The organism is Nonomuraea sp. NPDC000554 (genome assembly GCF_040300065.1).
GTDB lineage: Bacteria > Actinomycetota > Actinomycetes > Streptosporangiales > Streptosporangiaceae > Nonomuraea.
Map to the genome: position 1 here is coordinate 296,907 of NZ_JBEPDC010000004.1, position 19,675 is coordinate 316,581.

General features: G+C 70.2%; 19 protein-coding genes and 1 riboswitch. Of the genes, 4 read left to right on the top strand and 15 right to left on the bottom strand.

Annotation, left to right across the window (positions count from 1 at the left end):
- The first annotated feature begins 73 nt into the window (after nt 1-73).
- A riboswitch (SAM riboswitch) is annotated at nt 74-189 on the top strand.
- A 42-nt stretch (nt 190-231) separates the two neighbouring features.
- A complete protein-coding gene (locus ABT294_RS10280) occupies nt 232-1,542 on the top strand; it encodes an aminotransferase class V-fold PLP-dependent enzyme (RefSeq protein WP_502912002.1) in 1,311 nt (436 codons plus the stop codon).
- Between the two features lie 79 nt (nt 1,543-1,621).
- Here the strand turns inward: ABT294_RS10280 and ABT294_RS10285 are convergent, their stop codons facing one another.
- Entirely contained in the window at nt 1,622-2,293 is a 672-nt protein-coding gene (locus tag ABT294_RS10285) for a DoxX family protein (protein ID WP_350804913.1), read from the bottom strand.
- Between the two features lie 144 nt (nt 2,294-2,437).
- Between ABT294_RS10285 and ABT294_RS10290 the strand changes: the two genes are divergently transcribed.
- Nucleotides 2,438-3,580, top strand: a complete 1,143-nt coding sequence (locus ABT294_RS10290; RefSeq protein WP_350804914.1) for an NADH-quinone oxidoreductase subunit D — start codon at nt 2,438-2,440, stop codon at nt 3,578-3,580.
- A complete protein-coding gene (locus ABT294_RS10295) occupies nt 3,577-4,668 on the top strand; it encodes an acyltransferase family protein (RefSeq protein WP_350804916.1) in 1,092 nt (363 codons plus the stop codon). The genes ABT294_RS10290 and ABT294_RS10295 overlap by 4 nt, the downstream gene beginning before the upstream one ends.
- Before the next feature lie 3 nt (nt 4,669-4,671).
- Here ABT294_RS10295 and ABT294_RS10300 read toward each other — a convergent pair whose 3' ends face one another.
- The 11 genes from ABT294_RS10300 to dacB all read right to left on the bottom strand — a co-directional run bounded on the left by ABT294_RS10300 (nt 4,672) and on the right by dacB (nt 15,659).
- Nucleotides 4,672-5,127 carry a DUF3180 domain-containing protein gene (locus tag ABT294_RS10300; RefSeq protein ID WP_350804918.1) on the bottom strand — a complete coding sequence of 152 codons (456 nt, stop codon included), beginning with the start codon at nt 5,125-5,127 and terminating at the stop codon, nt 4,672-4,674.
- Entirely contained in the window at nt 5,124-5,627 is a 504-nt protein-coding gene (folK, locus tag ABT294_RS10305; protein ID WP_350804919.1) for a 2-amino-4-hydroxy-6-hydroxymethyldihydropteridine diphosphokinase, read from the bottom strand. The genes ABT294_RS10300 and folK overlap by 4 nt, the downstream gene beginning before the upstream one ends.
- Nucleotides 5,624-5,989, bottom strand: coding sequence for a dihydroneopterin aldolase (gene folB / locus ABT294_RS10310; protein WP_350804920.1), 366 nt, complete (start codon nt 5,987-5,989; stop codon nt 5,624-5,626). The genes folK and folB overlap by 4 nt, the downstream gene beginning before the upstream one ends.
- Complete coding sequence (locus ABT294_RS10315; protein ID WP_350804921.1) at nt 5,979-6,425, bottom strand: nuclear transport factor 2 family protein; 447 nt, start codon at nt 6,423-6,425, stop codon at nt 5,979-5,981. The genes folB and ABT294_RS10315 overlap by 11 nt, the downstream gene beginning before the upstream one ends.
- A complete protein-coding gene (gene folP, locus ABT294_RS10320; protein WP_350804922.1) occupies nt 6,422-7,273 on the bottom strand; it encodes a dihydropteroate synthase in 852 nt (283 codons plus the stop codon). Before folP ends, ABT294_RS10315 begins: the two co-directional genes overlap by 4 nt.
- A 1,044-nt stretch (nt 7,274-8,317) precedes the next feature.
- Nucleotides 8,318-8,902, bottom strand: coding sequence for a GTP cyclohydrolase I FolE (gene folE / locus ABT294_RS10325; protein WP_350804923.1), 585 nt, complete (start codon nt 8,900-8,902; stop codon nt 8,318-8,320).
- On the bottom strand, nt 8,899-10,893 hold the full coding sequence (gene ftsH / locus ABT294_RS10330) for an ATP-dependent zinc metalloprotease FtsH (protein WP_350804925.1): 1,995 nt from the start codon (nt 10,891-10,893) through the stop codon (nt 8,899-8,901). Before ftsH ends, folE begins: the two co-directional genes overlap by 4 nt.
- A 240-nt stretch (nt 10,894-11,133) precedes the next feature.
- Complete coding sequence (gene hpt / locus ABT294_RS10335) at nt 11,134-11,685, bottom strand: hypoxanthine phosphoribosyltransferase (protein ID WP_350804926.1); 552 nt, start codon at nt 11,683-11,685, stop codon at nt 11,134-11,136.
- A gap of 10 nt (nt 11,686-11,695) precedes the next feature.
- Nucleotides 11,696-12,688 carry a tRNA lysidine(34) synthetase TilS gene (tilS, locus tag ABT294_RS10340; protein WP_502912003.1) on the bottom strand — a complete coding sequence of 331 codons (993 nt, stop codon included), beginning with the start codon at nt 12,686-12,688 and terminating at the stop codon, nt 11,696-11,698.
- 66 nt (nt 12,689-12,754) lie between these two features.
- Entirely contained in the window at nt 12,755-13,831 is a 1,077-nt protein-coding gene (locus ABT294_RS10345; protein ID WP_350804928.1) for an Rv3626c family coenzyme F420 biosynthesis-associated protein, read from the bottom strand.
- Nucleotides 13,832-14,237: 406 nt separating this feature from the next.
- Nucleotides 14,238-15,659 (bottom strand): D-alanyl-D-alanine carboxypeptidase/D-alanyl-D-alanine endopeptidase, encoded by a 1,422-nt coding sequence (gene dacB, locus ABT294_RS10350; RefSeq protein ID WP_350804929.1) that lies wholly within the window; start codon nt 15,657-15,659, stop codon nt 14,238-14,240.
- A gap of 85 nt (nt 15,660-15,744) precedes the next feature.
- On the opposite strand from dacB, the gene ABT294_RS10355 reads away from it, so the two are divergent.
- Nucleotides 15,745-16,239, top strand: coding sequence for an inorganic diphosphatase (locus ABT294_RS10355; RefSeq protein ID WP_350804930.1), 495 nt, complete (start codon nt 15,745-15,747; stop codon nt 16,237-16,239).
- 17 nt (nt 16,240-16,256) lie between these two features.
- Here ABT294_RS10355 and ABT294_RS10360 read toward each other — a convergent pair whose 3' ends face one another.
- The 3 genes from ABT294_RS10360 to ABT294_RS10370 form a co-directional block, all read right to left on the bottom strand.
- Nucleotides 16,257-17,369, bottom strand: a complete 1,113-nt coding sequence (locus ABT294_RS10360; RefSeq protein WP_350804931.1) for a C40 family peptidase — start codon at nt 17,367-17,369, stop codon at nt 16,257-16,259.
- 81 nt (nt 17,370-17,450) lie between these two features.
- Nucleotides 17,451-18,107, bottom strand: coding sequence for a hypothetical protein (locus ABT294_RS10365; RefSeq protein ID WP_350804933.1), 657 nt, complete (start codon nt 18,105-18,107; stop codon nt 17,451-17,453).
- 8 nt (nt 18,108-18,115) lie between these two features.
- Nucleotides 18,116-19,582, bottom strand: coding sequence for a sigma factor-like helix-turn-helix DNA-binding protein (locus ABT294_RS10370; protein WP_350804936.1), 1,467 nt, complete (start codon nt 19,580-19,582; stop codon nt 18,116-18,118).
- Between the last annotated feature and the right edge of the window lie 93 nt (nt 19,583-19,675).

The following is a 19,675-nucleotide window of genomic DNA, read 5'->3' on the forward strand; positions in this document are numbered from 1 at the left end:
CCAACGACCCAATGGCTGGAGAAGTTCGGGACTTGCGATCGTGGGCCGGGTGTCGGTTATAGTTCCCGACGTAGGTCATGAGTGCCAGCGCACAGCCCCGGCTTGCTGGCCGGCAACCCTCGCGTCCGCGGCGGGGTGCCCCGGGTGAAGACCTGGTCCGCCACGGGGTGTGGCGGGCAAGCGCGGGCTCCGTGGCTGCTCCAGGGGTCCGATGACCCCAGGAGGTTTGCTGTGTCCACGCTGACGATCTTCAACTCCGCGACGGTCCCCGCCGCTCGCGAGAACCGTCCCCTCCACGACCGGCGTCCCCTGCCCGCCGTGCTCGGCGCGGACCTGGAAGTGCCGGTCAAGGGCGGCAAGCTCGTCGGCTACGCCAACCTCGACTACGCGGCGAGCGCCCCCTGTCTCGAGCCGGTCAGCGCGGCCGTCACCGCCGCGCTCCCGGCCTACTCCAGCGTGCACCGCGGCGCGGGGTACGCCTCCCAGCTCACCACCGCCCGCTACGAGCAGGCCCGGCACACCGTCAGGGCCTTCGTCGGCGCCCGTCCCGACGACGCGGTGATCTTCACCCGCAACACCACCGACGCCACCAACCTGCTGGCCGGCTGCCTCCCCGCCGACACCACCGTGGTCGTCTTCGACACCGAGCACCACGCGTCGCTGCTGCCCTGGGCCCGCTCGGTACGCCTTGCGCCGCCCCCCTTCCCCGGTGAGGCCGTCCGCATCGCCGACGAGGCGCTGGCCGGCATCGACGGGCCCAAGCTGCTGGTCGTCACCGCCGCGTCCAACGTCACCGGCGAGCTCTGGCCGATCGCCGCCCTCGCCCACATCGCGCACCGCCACGGCGCCCGCATCCTGGTCGACGCGGCCCAGCTCGTCCCCCACCGGCGGCTCAACCTGACGGCGCTCGACCTCGACTACGTGGCCTTCTCCGGGCACAAGCTGTACGCGCCGTTCGGCGCGGGCGTCCTCGTCGGCAGGCGCGACTGGCTCTCGGACGGCGAGCCCTACCTGAAGGGCGGCGGCGCGGTCCGCTCCGTCGGCGCAGCCGACGCCGCCGACCAGGGCACCGACTGGCACGACGACCCGGAGCCACGCCACGAGGCGGGCACCCCCAACGTGCTCGGCGCGATCGCGATCGCCGCCGCCTGCGACGCGCTGAGCGCCACCGGCTGGACCGCGGTGGAGCGTGAGGAGGAGCGGCTGATCACGCGGCTCCGCGCCGGGCTGGCCGCCATCGACGGCGTGCGCGAGCTGTCACTGTGGGGTCCTGACCACCCGCGGGTCGGCATCGTCTCGTTCGTCGTCGACGGGTATGCGGCCCGCGAGGTCGCCGAGGCGCTTTCGGGCGAGTACGGGATCGGGGTGCGCGACGGCAAGTTCTGCGCGCACCCGTTCGTCCGGCACCTGCTCGGGACGGCCGACGGCGGTTGCGAGGACGGCACCGCCTCGGCCGTGCGGGCCTCCATCGGCCTGGGCACGACCGAGGAGCACGTCGACCGCCTGGTCGAAGCGCTCCGCGACCTCACCACCCGGCGCTAGCCGTACTCGGCCAGCGGGTTGGTGACCCGCCGGGCCGAGTACAGCTAGTCCGTCACGCTCGGGTGGCGGTCGGCTCTCGTCAGCGGTTCGGCGGGCGCCGCTTCCCCGGCTCGTCGGAGATCAGCGAGTCGATCTCCGGGATGTCGTCGTCGGTCAGCTTGCCCGAGCTGGGTGCGGTGCCCTGCCGGGGAATCGAGGTCGGCCTGGTCTGATGCGCCGACTCCCCCGTCCCGGTCTCTCCGGGGCGGGGCTCACCTGCGTGGGGCTCGCCGGTCCCCGTCGGGGTGGGCACGGTCGGCGCGTGCGCGGCCAGGTCCGCCTCGGCGGCACGGCGCTCGGCACGCCGCCGGTACATCCTGTTGAGGATGCCGTCGACGCCGATCCGGCCTCCGCCCAGCGCGAGGAGCGGCAGCAGCGCGGCCGCCGCGAAGCCGGCGAGCTCCCACCCTCCGGTCTCGACGAAGATCCCGTGACCGGCGTGCACGAAGAGGTACGCGCCGATCATCTCGAGGAGCAGCAGCAGCGCCGACAGCCGCACCAGCAGGCCGATGATCAGGAAGGCGCCGCCGACAGTCTCCACGACAGTGGCGTACACGGCCGAGAGCTGCGGCAGCGGGATGCCCGCCTGGGTGAGCAGCCGGCCCGTGACCCCGAAGCCGACCTGCCACTTCTGCAATCCGTGCGCCAAGAAGATCACGCCGATCAGCAGCCGGGAGATCAGCGCGGCTCCATCGAACAGAACTCTCTTCATGGTGGTCTCTCCCCCCGTCCCTGGTACCCCTCCCCTCCCGACACCCCGCGATGCGCTTCCATACCGTTCCTTGACCCTTGCCCCGTTGTGTCCGGTTGGGCCCCCCGGCTGGAACACCACAGCGGCCGGTGGCAGCATGGCCGTATGACGGAACGCGTGGTCGGGATCGGGGCAGGCGCGAAAGAGCTCGCCACCGAGGACATGATCCTCAACATCGGCCCGCAGCACCCGTCCACCCACGGCGTGCTGAGGCTCAGGCTGACGCTCGACGGCGAGCGCATCGCCGCCGCCGAACCGATCATCGGCTACATGCACCGGGGCGCGGAGAAACTGTTCGAGGTCCGCGACTACCGGCAGATCATCATGCTCGCCAACAGGCACGACTGGCTGTCGGGCTTCGCCAACGAGCTGGGCGTGGTGATCGCCGCCGAACGCATGCTCGGCATGGAACCGCCCGTCAGAGCGGTCTGGGCGCGTACGCTGCTCGCCGAGCTGAACCGGGTGCTCAGCCACCTGATGTTCCTCGGCTCCTACCCGCTCGAACTGGGCGCGATCACCCCCGTCTTCTACGCCTTCAACGAGCGCGAACGCATCCAGGGCGTCATGGAGGAGATCTCCGGCGGACGCATGCACTACATGTTCAACCGCGTCGGCGGGCTCAAGGAGGACCTGCCGCTCGGCTGGCTCGACCGCGTCTCCGAGGTGGTGGCCGAGACGCGGCGCCGGGTGCCCGACATCGAGAACCTGATCCTGAACAACGAGATCTTCCTCGCCCGTACGCGGGGCGTCGGCGTCCTCAGCCGCGAGCAGATCATGCAGTACGGCGTGAGCGGCCCCATCGCCCGCGCGTCCGGCGTGGACTTCGACCTGCGGCGCGACCAGCCCTACCTGGCTTACCCGGAGCTGCCCGTGAAGGTCGTCACCCGCAGCGCGGGCGACTGCCACTCGCGCTTCGAGGTGCTGCTCGACCAGCTGAAGGTCTCGCTCGACCTGGCCGACGCGTGCGTCGAGCGGCTGCGCCCGATGCAGGGCCCGATCAACCAGCGCCTGCCCAAGGTGCTCAAGGTGCCCGAGGGCCACACCTACGCCTGGACGGAGAACCCGCTCGGCATCAACGGCTACTTCCTCGTGTCCAAGGGGGACAAGACCCCATGGCGGCTCAAGCTCCGCTCCGCGTCCTACAGCAACATCCAGGTGCTCCGCGAGATGCTGCCAGGCCACCTCGTGGCCGACATGGTGGCCATCCTCGGCTCGATGTTCTTCGTCGTGGGTGACATCGACAAGTGACAGCTCCTCCTCAGCGTGACAAGCCTCCGCGTGACAAGTACGTCGACTGGTTGCGCGCCCTCAGCCTGGTCGTGGTGGTCGTCTGGCACTGGGCGTTCACGATCCTGCAGTGGAAGCCCGAGGGCCCGGAACCGACCAGCCCGCTCGGCTTCACGTCCGGGCTGTGGATCCTCACCTGGCTCTTACAGGTTCTGCCGCTCTTCTTCTACGTGGGAGGGCACGTCCACCTGCTGTCGTGGGAGCGTGCGCAGGCGCGCGGGCTCGGCATCGGCAGGTTCGTCTGGCGGCGCATCCGCGCGCTGGCGGTCCCCGCGCTCTTCCTGTCGGGCGTCTGGATCGCCATCGGCGCGGCCGTCACCTGGGCGTTCGGGGTGCCGTGGATGTGGCGGGTGGTGCTGCTGGTGCTCAGCCCGCTCTGGTTCCTCGGTGTCTACCTGGTGCTGATCGCGCTGCTCCCGGTCGCGCTGTGGCTGCACCGCCGCTACGACGTGCTGGCGCTGATCTGGCTCGGCGGCGCCTCCCTGGTCGTGGACGTGGTGCGCTTCCGCTACGGCGTCGACTGGGTGGGCTGGCTCAACATGGTCCTGGTCTGGGGCCTGGCGCACCAGGCCGGGTTCTTCTACGACCGGATCGTCATCCTGCCCAGGCGCTACGACGTCGGCGTCCTGTGGACCGGCCTGTTCGCCCTGTTCGGGCTCGTCTACTCGGGCATCTACCCCGGCTCGATGGTCGGTGTCCCCGGCGACAAGTGGTCCAACATGGCGCCGCCCACGTTCGTCATCGTCGCCCTGCTGATCTTCCAGATCGGCCTGGTGGAGGTGCTGCGCCCGTCGATGGAGCGCGTCCTGGAGAAGCCGGGCTGGCGTCGCGTCAACGACACCATCAACCGCTACGCGCTGCCGCTGTTCCTCTTCCACACCACCGGCATGGCCATCGCGCTCGGCCTGTCGTGGTGGCTGTTCGGCTCGCTCGGCGCGCAGGTGCCGCCCGATCTCAAGTGGTGGCTCGAACGTCCCATCGCCATCATCGGCCCGCTGGTCTGCACCCTGCCGGTCATCTACCTCTTCAGGAGGAGAACGCCCACATAGCCCCTACTTGGGCTGCTGGTCCTCCGGGCCCTTCGGGATGCGGCACGAGTGCTCCAGGTAGAGAGCTGCGCCGATCAACACCACGAACGCCAGAAACGAGCCCGTCGCGATGAAGAACTCGAAGCGAGGCGTCTCCTTGGTCAGCATCTGGACGGTGAACAGGGCGAACCCGGCGAAGACGCCCGCGAAGACGGCACCCGCGTACGCCGACGCCTTGGCCAGGGCCGCCAACCGGGCCACCGCCAGCGGCTCCACCGGCTTGGTGTCGGGCTTCCTGGCGATCCTGGCCTTGGTGACCCACCCGCTGTACGCCTCGCCCAGCGCCAGCAGCAGGACCGTGGGGATCGCGGTCCACGGGACGATCGGCAGCTCGTCGTAGAACTGGCGGACCACCGCCCAGGTGACCAAACCGACGACGATGACGAGGCCGACCAGCGGGCCGGGACGGGTGGGCGTCAATCGGGCCTCTGCAGCTTCAGGTCGTCGCGGAGCGTGACGCCGCTCTGGTCCAGGCCGACGAGCAGGTCGGCCACGCTCCCACGGCCCGGCAGCACGCCGTCGGGATCGATCTGCGACCACGGCACCAGGACGAACGCCCGTTCGTGCGCCCGCGGGTGCGGCAGCGTCAGCTCCGGGTCGTCGCTGATCACATCGCCCACCGTGATCAGGTCGATGTCGATCGTGCGCGGCCCCCAGCGTTCCCGGCGGACCCGGCCGAACGCGGCCTCCTCGCTCTGCACCCGCTCAAGCAGCGTGCGCGGCGCGAGCGTGGTCTCGGCGATCACGATCGCGTTGAGATACGACTCCTGACCTGCCGGGCCGCCCACCGGTTCGGTCTCGTAGACCGGCGACGCCGCCACGAAGTCCAGCCCCGGGGCGTCGAACAGGCTGTCGATGGCGCCCTGCAACGTCTGGAAGCGGTGACCCAGGTTGCTGCCGAACGCGAGAACGGTCTTCACGAGCGCCCCCTCTCGATCGTCACCACCACGTCGTCGAACGGCAGCGGGATCGGCGCCGCCGGTTTGTGCACGCTCACCTCCACCGACCGTACCGCCTCGTAGGCCAGGCAGACGTCCGCGAGGCGCTGCGCGAGCGTCTCGATCAGCTGAACGGGCTCGCCCTCCACGACCTTGACCAGCGCCTGGGCGAGCTCACCGTAGTGGACGGTCAGGGTGAGATCGTCGGAGGCCGCCGCCGGGGCGGTGTCGAGGAACAGCGTCGCGTCGACCACGAACTCCTGCCCCAGCTCCCGCTCCGCCGCCAGCACGCCGTGCCTTCCCCGGGCCCGCAGCCCCTTCAGCGCGATGCGATCAGCGCTCAAGCTCGCCTTCCTCCTCCTCGTCGTCGTCGCCCTGGAGCACCGGCGAGCTGTGGTGCATCCACAGCCGCCACCCCTGCCCGGTGCGGACGTACACGTTGCTGGCCACCACCTTGCCCGCGGCGAAGCTCGACTCGCCCTCCTCGCCCGCGGTGAGGATGTTCTCCACGCAGGTCAGCACGGCCACGTCGCCCAGCACGGTGGTGTTCACGTCCGTCAGCACGAACTGGATGTAGGTCGTGTTCGCCATGATCAGCGCCCACGAGCGCAGCACCTCCGACCGCCCGGACAGCAGCGACCAGCCCGGATGGACGCAGCTCACCTGCTCCTCGGCGGAGTCCTCGGCCCAGATCTCGGTCATCCTGTCGAGGTCGGCGTCCTCGATCGCGGTGTAGAACGCCTGGTTGACCGTCTCGATCGCGGCGGTGTCGACGCTCATGTACTGGCTCCGGCTCTCTTCCACGCGGCGGCCACCCGCACGGCATCGGCATTAGGACGTACCTGATGAACCCGGACGCACCAGGCGCCCTGATGCGCGGCCAGCGCCGTCACCGCCGTCGTGGCGTCGTCGCTGTGGCCGAACGGGCGCGGCGTGCCGTCGGGGTCGGCGAGCAGCCGCCCCAGGAACCTCTTGCGGGACGCCCCGACGAGCAGCGGGTAACCCAGCTCGGTCAGCCGCGACAGCCCCGCGAGCAGCGCCCAGTTGTGCTCGGCGTTCTTGGCGAAGCCGAGCCCCGGGTCGAGCACGATCTGCTCCTCGGACACGCCCTCCGCCAGCACCAGATCGACCCGCTTGGCCAGCTCCTCGCCCACCTCGGTCACCACGTCGGCGTAGACGGCCCTGCTGTCCATGTCGTGACTGTGACCACGCCAGTGCATCACCACGTACGGGACGCCCGTCGCGGCGACCACGCGCGGCATCTCCGGGTCGGCCAGGCCGCCGCTCACGTCGTTGACCAGCTTCGCACCGGCCTCGACCGCCGCCTTGGCGACCTCCGCCCGCATCGTGTCTACGCTGACGGACACCCCCTCGCGGCTCAGCGCCCGGATCACCGGCACCACCCGGGCCAGCTCCTCGTCCAGCGACACCCGCGCGGCGCCAGGACGCGTCGACTCGCCGCCCACATCGACCAGGTCGGCCCCGTCGGCGACCAGTTCCAGCCCGTGACTGATGGCCGCGGCCTCGTCGAACCAGAGGCCGCCGTCGGAGAACGAGTCAGGCGTCACGTTGACCACGCCCATGACAAGGCACCGCTCCTCGACTCTCAGCCCCGGCACGCTAGTCATGCCCCCAAGCCTAGGCGGTGCCCGATCCCGCACACCGCCACGGGTCCCCCCTTCCCCATAACGATCCCGCGTCCCGTCCACGATCCCCCCACCCCCGCGATCCGCTCCCCACCCCCGCCCCGTTCCCGTGATAGTGCACGCCCGTCTCCCGTGTGACCACGCGCAAATCCACTTCCCGCCCGATTCCGTGATCCGCTTCCCGCCCGGATCCGTTCCCTCCCTGATCCACCTTCCGCCCGGATCCGCCCCCGCCGTGATCAGCTTCCCGCCGCCACAGAAGAAGTTCTTTTACGGCCAGCATGGGCCGGCCCCACCCACCGACGGCGGCGGGCGCCTGTCCAGGGAAACGCTCCTCCGGTGGGAGGCACCCCGCCGCAACGACGCGTCCTCAGCCACCCCAGGGGGACGCCGCACCCACCTCAAAGCCCGACCTCGTCGCCCACCGAGAAAGGCAACCCACGTGTGACCAGGTAGACAGCCTCAACCTTCGTTCCACAGAAGCTGGAGGTGACGGCGGAGCCGCACGAGAAGGTCCCAACGAAGGCAGCCATGCCACCCCTGACCGCAGAAGAAGGGGCGTAGGCCCCCGGGATCGAAAGAGACCGTCTCCCTCCGTTCCCGCAAGGAGCTGGAGAGGTGACGGCGGACGGAGCCGCAGAAGGGCCTCACAAGGGCTGGAGAGGTGACAGCGGAGCCGCAAAACGGCCCTGGCGAAGGGTAGCCATACATGATTCGCCCCAAGCGCCCAAGAAGAGGCATGAAGCCCGGGGATTGAAAGGGGCTGAGATGGTCTCACCGTCTCGTAACGGCGCCCGACCACGTACCGGTCAGAGGCCGTATTCCTGGAGGCCCTCAGCCCCGTACGGCGGGTGGCGTCTGCCCCCGCCGTGCCGTAACAGAAAAAAGGGCCCGGCGACCGACGCCTAGAAATTGCCCGCCGACCCACCGAGCCCAAACAAAAAGGCCCTAGGTGTACTCAACCTCTGTGGTCAGTACGCCTAGGGCCGACGTTGGCACGCCGAAACAGAGAACGGAAACGGACGCCTACGGGTGGCGGCCCAGTATGAGCGCCATCGCCTCGGAGCGGGTTTTGTCGCTGGTGCGGAAGTCGCCGCGGACGGCGGAGGTGACGGTCTTGGCACCCGGCTTGCGCACCCCCCGCATCGTCATGCACAGGTGCTCGCACTCCACCACGACGATGACTCCGCGCGGCTCCAGGACGCGCATCAGCGCGTCGGCGATCTGGCTGGTCATGCGTTCCTGCACCTGCGGGCGGCGGGCGAAGACGTCCACCAGGCGGGCCAGTTTGGACAGGCCCGTCACCTGGCCGCGGTCGTTGGGGATGTAGCCGACGTGGGCCACCCCATGGAACGGGACCAGGTGGTGCTCGCAGGTCGAGTAGACCTCGATGTCCCTGACGAGCACCATCTCGTCGTGGTCGACGTCGAAGACCTTGGTGAGGACGTCTTCCGGCTGCTGCCCCAGCCCTGAGAACTGCTCGGCGTAGGCGCGGGCGACCCGGCCGGGCGTGTCGAGGAGGCCGTCACGGTCGGGATCCTCGCCGATGGCGTAGAGGATCTCGCGGACGGCCTTCTCGATCCGCCCCAGGTCAACGTCGAGCGAATTCACGCACTTTCTCCGGAGGGCAGCGCGTCCTGGCGGCCGGCGGGGAGGGAGCCGTTGGTCGACTGCTCCTTCGGCGTCAGGATCGGCGGACGGTCGGAGGGGAGCCGCTTGCCGTAGCCCGCGTAGGACGGGCGGTGCTCCTTGACGATCACCGGTGCGAAGATCTGCAGCACCTGCTCGCGGGAGAGCGTCTCCTTCTCCATGAGCTCCAGCACCAGGTTGTCGAGGACGTCGCGGTACTCGACCAGGATGTCCCAGGCCTGGTCGTGCGCCGTCTCGATCATCCGGCGGACCTCTTCGTCGATCGTGGACGCGATCTTCTCGGAGTAGTCGCGCTCGTGGCCCATCTCGCGGCCCAGGAAGACCTCGGCCTGGCCGGTGCCGAACTTGCGGGCGCCGAGCTGCTCGCTCATGCCGTACTCGGTCACCATCCGGCGGGCGACCGCCGTGGCCTTCTCGATGTCGTTCGAGGCGCCGGTGGTGGGCTCGTGGAAGACGAGTTCCTCCGCCGCGCGCCCGCCGAGCAGCATGGCGAGCTGGTCCATCATCTCGGACCTGGTGGCCAGGAACTTGTCCTCCATGGGCAGCGTCATCGTGTAACCGAGCGCGCGGCCGCGGGACAGGATCGTGATCTTGTGGACCGGGTCGGAGTTCGGCAGCGCGTGCGCCACCAGCGCGTGACCGCCCTCGTGGTAGGCGATCATCTTCTTCTCCTTGTCGGACATGACCCGCGACTTGCGCTCGGGCCCTGCCATGACACGGTCGATCGACTCCTCGAGCACGTCCATCGTGATCAGTTTCTGGTCGGCGCGCGCCGTGAGCAGCGCGGCCTCGTTGATCACGTTGGCCAGGTCGGCGCCCGTGAAGCCGGGCGTGCGACGGGCGATGACGTCCAGGTCGACGTTCGGCGCGAACGGCTTGCCGCGGCCGTGGACCTTGAGGATGCCCTTGCGGCCCTCCAGGTCGGGACGGTCGACGGTGACCTGGCGGTCGAAGCGGCCAGGACGCAGCAGCGCCGGGTCGAGGATGTCGGGCCGGTTCGTCGCGGCGATGAGGATCACGCCGCCCTTGACGTCGAAGCCGTCCATCTCGACGAGCAGCTGGTTCAGCGTCTGCTCGCGCTCGTCGTGACCGCCGCCCAGGCCGGCGCCGCGGTGGCGGCCGACGGCGTCGATCTCGTCGATGAAGATGATCGCCGGGGCGTTCGCCTTCGCCTGCTCGAACAGGTCGCGGACACGCGAGGCGCCGACACCGACGAACATCTCGACGAAGTCGGAACCGGAGATCGAGTAGAACGGCACCCCGGCCTCACCCGCGACCGCGCGGGCCAGCAGGGTCTTGCCGGTGCCGGGCGGGCCGTACAGCAGGACGCCCTTGGGGATCTTCGCGCCGATCGCCTGGAACTTGGCCGGGGCCTGCAGGAACTCCTTGATCTCCTGGAGTTCCTCGATGGCCTCGTCAGCGCCGGCGACGTCGGCGAAGGTGGTCTTGGGGGTGTCCTTGGTGATCAACTTCGCCTTGGACTTGCCGAAGTTCATCACCCGCGAGCCGCCGCCCTGCATCTGGTTCATGATGAACAGGAAGATCAGCACGATGATGACGATCGGCAGGAAGCTCACCAGGATGCTGATCAGGACGTTCTCCTGAGGCACCTCGGTGGTGAAGCTCTTGGTCTTACCAGCCTGAACCTGGTTCTGCAGCTCGTCGGTCAGCTTGCTGCCGTAACCGGACACCCAGTCGGACTGGATCATCTTGGTCGGGGTGTCGCCGGACTTGACCGAGATCGGGGTGTTCAGCGTCACCTCGATCCGGTTGTCCTTGTCAACGATCTTGGCGTTGCTGACGTTTCCGGCGCGAATCTGCTGGAGGACCGTGGACGTGTCGGCTTGCTTGTAGTTGCCCCCGCCGCTCCAGAGCTGGGTGACGAGCAGGAGTAGCACGACGATGCCCAGGATCCACAGCAGTGGCCCACGTGTAAATCGCTTGAGATCCATCCGATGCGGAACCCCTTGCGGGCCCGTCCCTTCCTGACCATGGCCTGGAACCCCGGGGTACGCCCCGGGGCCGCGGCATCCGACGCCGCGACTTCTGACTACCCGAAGGGGGACACGGGGTCACCCTCCCGGAGTCAGAAGGTACACCGGCAGAGCACGCGGAGGGACCGCCCGCTACACCGGTCTTGCCCTACCAACGTACGTCAGGTTGCGGCGTGTTCCCGGCCACCGTCAGGATTGCTACCTGTAAACGTGCGGGGCAAGCGTGCCGATGAACGGCAGATTGCGGTATCGCTCGGCGTAGTCGAGGCCGTAACCGATGACGAATTCGTTGGGAATATCGAAGCCCACGTACTTGACGTCGATCGGCACCTTCACCGCGTCCGGCTTGCGCAGCGCGGCGCAGATCTCCAGCGAGGCCGGGTTGCGCGACTTGAGGTTCTCCAGCAGCCAGTGCAGGGTCAGGCCCGAGTCGATGATGTCCTCGACGATCAGCACGTGGCGGTTCATGATGTCGGTGTCGAGGTCCTTGAGCACCCGCACGACGCCAGACGACCTGGTGCCCGCGCCGTACGACGACACCGCCATCCAGTCCATCTGCACGGGCACATGCAGCGCTCTGGCCAGGTCGGCCATCACCATGACCGCGCCTTTCAGCACGCCCACGAGCAGGACGTCCTTGCCCGCGTAGTCCTCGTCGATCCGCCCGGCCAATTCTTTGATCTTCGCCTGGAGCTCGTCCTGTGGAATGAGGACCTTCTCCAGGTCCTTGCCCATGTCGGCAGCGTCCACGTGTGGTTCCTTACGGGATGGGACTGATGGCGAGTATCAGGGTGCCATACCGCCTCACGGCGGTCCGACCCCCGGGCAGGTCCACGCCTTTCTGCCCGTGCCAGGCGGTGACGAGTCGCTCCACGGCGAGCACGTGCGTGGCGGACAGCGCCCCGGACGGCGCTCCGGCCGCGATGGCGGCCCGGCGCAGCACCCGCCGTCTGACGGCCCCTGGGAGCCCTTCGAGCCCGGCGACGGTCAGCGTCACGATTCCGTCGATATCGCTAAGAGCGCAATTCTGGTACGCCATATCCGCCCACTCGTCGAGGGCGTCGGCGTCGTCCCTGGCGAGTCTCGCGGTGCGGGCGAGCGCTTCTGTGACACCTGGGCCGAGTTCCCGTTCCAGCAGCGGCAGGATCGCGGCCCTGACGCGGACCCGCGTGTAGCGGACGTCCTCATTGTGCGGGTCGTTCCACGGGGTGAGCCCGAGCGCTTCGCAGGCGGCGACCGTGGTGGCTCGCGAGAGCTCCAGGAACGGCCTGCGGTAGCGGCCGCTCGCCGCGGCCATGCCGGAGAGCGATCTGGGCCCGCTCCCCCTGGCCAGGCCCAGGAGCACGGTCTCGGCCTGGTCGTCGCGGGTGTGACCGAGCAGCACCGCCGCGGCTCCGAGCCTGTCGGCGGCCGCGGCGAGCGCGGCGTACCTGGCGTCTCTGGCGGCGGCCTCGGGGCCACCCGCCGTGCCCACCCGCACGGTGAGCACCTCGGCGGGGTCGAGCCCCAGCTTGCCCGCGAGCGCGGCGACCTCCGCCGCGCGTTCCGCCGAACCGTCCTGCAGGCCGTGGTCGACGGTGAGCAGCCCGCCCCTGAGCCCGGCGCGCGGCGCGACGAAGCCGAGCGCGGCGGCCAGGGCCAGCGAGTCGGCGCCGCCGCTGCACGCGGCGAGCACGAGCGCGCCCCGGTCGAGGTCGCTCAGCGCCTCGCGCACGACCCGCCGCACGTCGGCGACGGCTGGATGGGGACCCACGGGTCCCATTGTTCCGCGCCCCCGCACCTCGCGCCGCCGAAGCGGACCGGGGTCAGGCGCGGTGGGTCAGGCCGGGAGCGCGGGGGTGCCGATCACGCGGCGCACCCAGCTGCGCGGGTCGGTGATCTCCGAGGACGTCGGCAGGGTCTCGGGGGACGTCCAGACCCGGTTGAAGCCCTCCATGCCGACCTCCCCCACCACGGTCCGGACGAACGCGGAACCCTCGGCGTACTGCTTCATCTTGAGGTCGATGCCCAGCAGCCGGCGCACGGTGCGGTCGAGGCGCGAGCCGCCCTCCCTGCGCTGGGCGAACTTGGCCCTGATGTCGGACACCGACGGCACCACCGACGGGCCGACGGCGTCCATGACGTAGTCGCCGTGGCCTTCCACCAGCGTCATCACGGCGGTCAGGCGGTCGAGGATCTCCTTCTGCTCCGGCGACTGGATGGCGTCGATCAGGTTGCCCTCGCCGCCCCTGACCACGTCGGCGACGGTGTCGGCGGCGTTGCGCAGCCGTTCGAGCAGCGTGCCCAGGTCGAGGTCGGACGCCAGCAGGAAGTCGGTCATCTGCGAGCGGACGTACTCGCGCAGCCAGGTCACCCCGGTGAACTGCACCCGGTGGGTCTCCTCGTGCAGGCAGACCCAGAGCCGGAAGTCGTGCGGGTCGACGTCGAGTTCGCGCTCGGCGTGCACGATGTTGGGCGCGACCAGCGTCAGGCGGCCAGCGGCCTCGCGCCCGGACGGGTCGGGCGGCAGGAACAGCTCGTACTGGCCGAGCACCCGCGAGGCGAGGAAGGCCAGCACGGCGCCCACCTCGACGCCGGTGATGCGGGAGCCCACCGCGGAGACGATGGCGGGCGTCCCGTTGACGGCGCCGGCCATCCGCTGAGTGAGCGGTTCGAGGACGACGCGGAAGCCCTCCACGTTCGCCTTGATCCAGCCGGGCCGGTCGACGACGGTCGCCGGCTGCGGCGCCGTCTCGGCGTGGATCCTGGTGAACTCACGGACGTGCCCCTCGGCCTCTCGCGACAGGGTGCGAAGTTCGGCGACGGCCTGTCTGGCCTCCTCACGGCTCACTTGGGGACCGGGGCGCACCAGGCGCGTGCCGGTCGAGACGGCCAGATCCCAGTCGATCACCTGCATACCGTCCACCGTACGTGCTCCACTCCCAACCCGCGAAGAAGCACCGGTGCCTGGACTGTGCAGGGAGGGAGCAAAAGCGACTGAACCAACGAAGGAAGACACCGGATTACAGCGACTGAGCCGCGATCCGCAGGATGACCATCAGAACTGAAGCGCCGGTATCAGAAGCTACTGAGGAAACCCCGCGAAGGAGCGCCGGTGTCTGGACTGAGGAGGGAGGGAGCGAAGCGACTGACCGACGAGGGAAGACACCGGACCTAAGCGACTGAGCCGCGATCCGAAGGATCGCCATCAAACACGCGAAGGAGCGCCGGTGTCTGGACTGAGGAGGGAGGGAGCGAAGCGACCGACTGACGAGGGAAGACACCGGACCCAAGCGACTGAGCCGCGATCCGAAGGATCGCAATTAGACACGAGCGACGATGGCCGCAAGCCTGTCGAGGACGGGTTCGGCGTTGATCGGAACGCGGTCGGCCATGAAGGCGAACGTGACCAGCCGCCCGTCCTTGGTGGTGGCCATGCCTGCCAGCGTGTTGACGTTGTTGAGCGTGCCCGTCTTGGCGCGGACCAGCCCGACCTGCCCCTTGCTCTCCTTCTCGGTGAAGCGCCGGCCGTTGCCGAGCGTGCCGGAGAACCCGGCGACCGGCATGCCGGACGCGATGGCGTGCAGGCCGGGGTTGGCCGGGCTGCTGGCGATGGCGATCAGCCTGGCCAGCGCGTCGGCGCTGATGCGGTTCCTGGGGGACAGCCCGCTGCCGTCCTGGACCTGGATCCCCTTGGACGCGCCGAGCCGCTTGAGCACCCCCAGCACGGCGGTGGTCGCGCCCTGGAACGACGCCTCCTGGCCTTCCTTGACGGCGACGTGCCTGGCCAGGGCCTCGGCCAGGTCGTCATCGCTGAACGTGAGCGTGTGCTCGACCAGGGCGTAGAGGGGCGGCGAGTCGACCCTGCCGAGTTCGGCGGCCCCGGGGGCGGCCTTGACCGAGCGGACCGTCCGGCCGACCGTGACGCCGTTCTTGCGCATCAGCCGGGCGAAGGCGGTGGCGGCGTACTGCGGCGGGTTGGCGACGCGCGGCTGGGAGGACGCCGGGTTCTGCCTGCCCTCGTCGATCGCCAGCGCGGACACCGGCGCGATCTCGCCGTCGGGGATGTAGTTCGGCTTCCAGCCGGGGTTGATCGGCGGCCCGGTGAACAGGCTGGTGTCGTAGCTGAGTGCGACCTTGGTGACGCCTCGCGCCTTCAGCGTGGCCGCGGTGCGCGCGGCGAGCGTGGCCAGCGACGCCTGCTTGGGGTAGCTGCCGGGTTTGGCCGACGGGCCCGCGAGGGTCGGGTCGCCGCCGCCCACCAGCACGATCGAGCCGGGCTGGGCGCCCTGGACGACCCGGGTGGAGAAGCGGGTGTCGGGGCCGAGCGAGGCGAGCGCCGCGGTGCTGGTCACCAGCTTCGTGGTGGACGCGGGGGTGATGCCCGTGTCGGCGTTCGAGGCGAAGATCCGCTCGCCGGTGGCGGCGTCGAGGACGACCGCGCCGACCCGGTCTCCGAGCGCATCGTCACCCAGGGCGTCGGTGAGCTGCTGCGTCAAAGTACCCTTGGTCGGGAGAGGTCCTTCTCCGGCCCTCGCCGGAAGCTGGGCCAGCACAGGCCCTGCGGTGACCACGGAGGCGGGGGGAGACTCCTCGGGAGACGCCGTCGGCCCGTCCGGTGGTGACTGGTTCGTCAACGCGTCCAGGCTGAAGTCGTTGTTCACCGCGTACACACCGGTGACGATCACCAAGACCTGGAGCAGGGCGAGAGTGGCCAGCATCACCCACCGCTCGTGCCGCGCCACGTCGCCTGACCTCTCTTCTGGTGTTCGCCTACGAGACATTAACGCCCTGCCGGGGGTTCCCGGGGGCCTGAGCGGAGGAACCGCGGTGGAGTTCGACGTTGTCGTTGAGATTCCCAAGGGACAACGGAACAAGTACGAAGTGGACCACGAAACCGGGAAGATCAGGCTTGACCGGCTCCTGTTCACCTCCACGCAGTACCCCGCCGACTACGGCTTCATCGAACACACCCTGGGTGAGGACGGTGACCCGCTCGACGCGCTGGTGCTGCTGCAGGAGCCGACGTTCCCCGGCTGTTACATCACGTGTCGCGCGGTCGGCATGTTCCGCATGACGGACGAGAAGGGGGGCGACGACAAGGTGCTCTGCGTCCCCTCCACCGACCCGCGGATGGAGCATATCCGCGACATCCACCACGTGCCCGAGTTCGACCGGCTGGAGATCCAGCACTTCTTCGAGGTCTACAAGGACCTTGAGCCCGGCAAGTCGGTCGAGGGCGCCAACTGGGTGGGCCGCATGGAGGCCGAGGTCGAGATCGAGCGGTCCTTCCAGCGGGCCAAGACCGAGGGCCACACGCACTGACACGTCATCGGGGCACGTCATTGGGGCCTGGTGGCGCCCACCAGGTCCCACCGGTCGATCGGGGCGACCCGCACCACGTCGCCCGTCTGCGGGGCGTGCACCATCATGCCGTTCCCGACGTACATGCCGACGTGGTGGATCGTGCCGGGGTCGTCGCTGATGTAGCCGAAGAACAGCAGGTCGCCGCGGCGTAGCTGGTCGAGCGGCACGTGCGGGCCGGACGTCCACTGGGTGCCCGTCCAGTGGTCGATGGTCACTCCCGCCTGCTCCCAGGCGCGCATCGTCAGGCCGGAGCAGTCGTAGCTGGACGGGCCGTCGGCCGCCCACACGTACGGCTTGCCGAGCTGGGTCAGGGCCCAGTTGGCGGCGAGGTCGCCATGGGTGGAGCCGGTGCCGACCAGCGCGCTGCTGTACCTCGTCCGCATGATCGCGCGCTGCCTGGCCAGCCGTTCCGCCCTGGTGCGGGCCGCTTCGACCTCCTGTTGGAGCTCGTCCCGCCTGGCCCTGAGGTCCTTGGTCTCGCGCTTCTGCTCGGCTACCGCCGCCTCGGCCGCGAGCTTGGCCAGCCTGACGCGCTCGGTCGCGGCCTGGTGGTCCGCGTAGGCGTCAGCCGCCTGGGCCCGCAGGATGGCCGCGACTTCCTGCACGTCGCGCATGTGCTCGAGGATCTGGGCGCGCTCGTGACCGAAGTGTTCGAGCAGGCTCGCGCTCTGCAGGGCGCTGTCTCCGTCGGCGCCGACGAGCAGGGTGAGCGCGGGTTCGGGCAGGTCCAGGCCGCCGTAGCTCTCGGCCGCGAGCACGGCCACGGCCTGCCTCGCCTTCTCGACCTCGGCGTCGGCCGTCGCGAGCCGGGTGTTGGCCGCGGTGGCCGCCTGCTGGGAGTGTTCCAGCTGGACCTGTTCGCCGTTGTACGCCTCGACCAGCCGCTCCACCCTGGAGTCCAGCTCCTCCAGTTGCGACTGCGCGACCGCGAGCTTCGCGCCGGCCGCGCCGAGCCGCTTCGCCCGCTCCTTGACGGCCTCCCGGGCTTTCGCCACGTCGCGCGGGGACGGCCCGGGATCGGCGTGGACCGGGGGACACGCGGCCAGGACCAGGGCGGCGGCCAGAAACGCTGCTCCGACGGAGTGCATAGATCCCCCTCACGCGTGATCTCCCTATGCACTCCGTTCCCCTTGATCACTCAGCGCACACATACACCTCACGCAACGTAGTCACCGCAGGCGGAAGAGGCGTTCCATCCACGGACGGACGCCCGGGGCAGCGGGCTGGGCGGCCCGGGGATAGGTGAAGACGGGGGTCCGGCTCCCGTACGCGGCATGGAGTTCGGCCGCCTTGCACCAGTCGGCGGTGACCCGGGCGGCAGACCACGCGGCGGCGAGCGCCGGACGCGACTCCGGATGCCTGTCGTAGGTCTGGTAGAGGGTCATCGCGGCGTCGGCCGCCACGTGCCCGTCGCCGGGGTAGGCGGTGCCCGCCAAATAGGGGGCGGTGACCCGGCCGCCGTGGCGGGTGTCGAGCACCCAGGTCCAGTTGGCGAGCACCAACCCGAGCACCGGCTCGGGCACCCTGGCCGCCGCCGCGTACATGCGTTCCTGGCGGGGGCCCGCCAGGCGGCGGGAGGCCCAGAGCCAGTCGAGGTCGGCCGGCGGCTCGTCACCCGCCAGCCAGGACAGCACGGCCAGGCCGCGGGCGGTGCGCAGGCGGCAGAGTTCGAGGAGGTCGCGCAGCATGCGGGGGCTCTGGTCGAGCCAGGTGGGCCAGGAGACGCGGTGGCTCCTGGGCACGAGCGCGGCCAGCTCGTCGCGGACCGGCAGCGGGCAGACCCGGCGCCCGAGGTGCGGGTCGTCGCGGATGTCGTACGCCTCCATCGGCCGGCTCAGCCGGTCTGGGTGGGCGTGGGGGCCTGGGTGTCGCTGGGCGTGCCGGTGGGGTCGGGAGTCGTCGGCGCGCTCGTGGGTTGCTGGGTCGGGGTGACGGTGGGCGCGACCGTGGGGGTGACAGTGGGGCCGCCGGTGGGGCCGCCGGGGCCGCCGGTGGGGGTGGCAGTGGGAGTGCGGGTCCGTGACGGCTTGGGCGTCGGGCACGGGGTGCGGGTCGGGCGGGTCTGGTGGTCCCTCGGAGGCTCGCTCGGCGTGGCGGTCGGCCCGGCAGGGGCGGGGGTGGGCGTGAGCACCCCGGAAGGTCGCACGGTCGGGGCCTTCGTGTGAGTGGAGGACGTCTGGACGGGGACGGCGCTCGGCGTGGGGAGGGTCACCGGGCGGGCGGAGGCGATCGACACGATCGGGAACGTCCCCGTGCTGTCGAGAATGGGCTCGACCCTGATGAGAGAGTCCTGCGGGGCGGGTTGCCAGGGCAGCCTGACGCCGGGCGGCTCGCCGGGCGGCGGGAACGCGGCGGTGGCGAGCGCCGGCAGGCCGACGCTCTCCCTGTCGAAGTGGTGGAAGATCAACGCTATGGCCACCACGGTCGCGACCGCCGCCAGCGCGCCGCCCACTGCCTGAGGCCATTTTCGCGGCCGTCTGCCGCCCGGTACGGGAAACCCGGCGGCGTCGAGCCCGCCCGAGCGCCTGGCCACGTACCGCCGGTACGGCGTGAGCTCGGGGTCGATGAAGCAGCTCATCACCCTGACCCTGAGCGAGCCGGGCAGCGCGCCCCGCGGCAGCAGCTCGAAGACCTTGGCCGCCGACACCTGCCGCGAGTGCTGGGGCGAGCAGACCTCGCAGTCTCTCAGGTGGCGGACCAGCTGCTGGCGCATCTCCGGCGCCAGCTCTCCGGAGAAGCCGGACAGGATGCGGGCCCGGCGCGGGCAGTCGTAGGGGCCCTTCCTGGCCAGGATCTCCGCCGCCACCGCGTCGCGCAGCCGCTCACGCGCCTCCTCCTGGGCCGTCTCGACCTGGCGCGGCGGCACCCCGAGGACCGCCGCGAGCTCCGCGGTGGACAGCTCGTGCCCTGCCGACAGCTCCAGCACCTCGCGGTCGGCCGACGACAGGCTGCGCGTCGCGTTCCACGCCATCACCCGCAGGTCGGCGTCGGCCGGGTCGTCGAGCACCGGGGCCTCCGCCAGCGCCTCGTCCGCGCCGGGCGGTGTGGCCATGCGGCGGCGCAGGCACTCGGCGCGCGCCAGCGCGTAGAGCCAGGCGCGCAGCCTGCCCGGGTCGGACAGCGCGCCCGCGTGCGCCTCGGCCGCGATCAGCGTGTCACGCAGCGCCACCTGCGCGCTGTCGGCGCTCATGAGAAGGGACCAGCAGTATCGGTAGATGCTCTCGGCGTACGCGTCGTACAGCGCCGCGAGGGCACCCGGGTCGCCGGCGCGGAGAGCCTCGACCAGGACGCGGTCAGTCATGTGACCGAAGGTAATGGATTGGTAACTAGCAGTTCTACCGATTCAGCGGGAATGGCATCCCTTGCTAACCGCACGGCCATAACGTTTCTGACC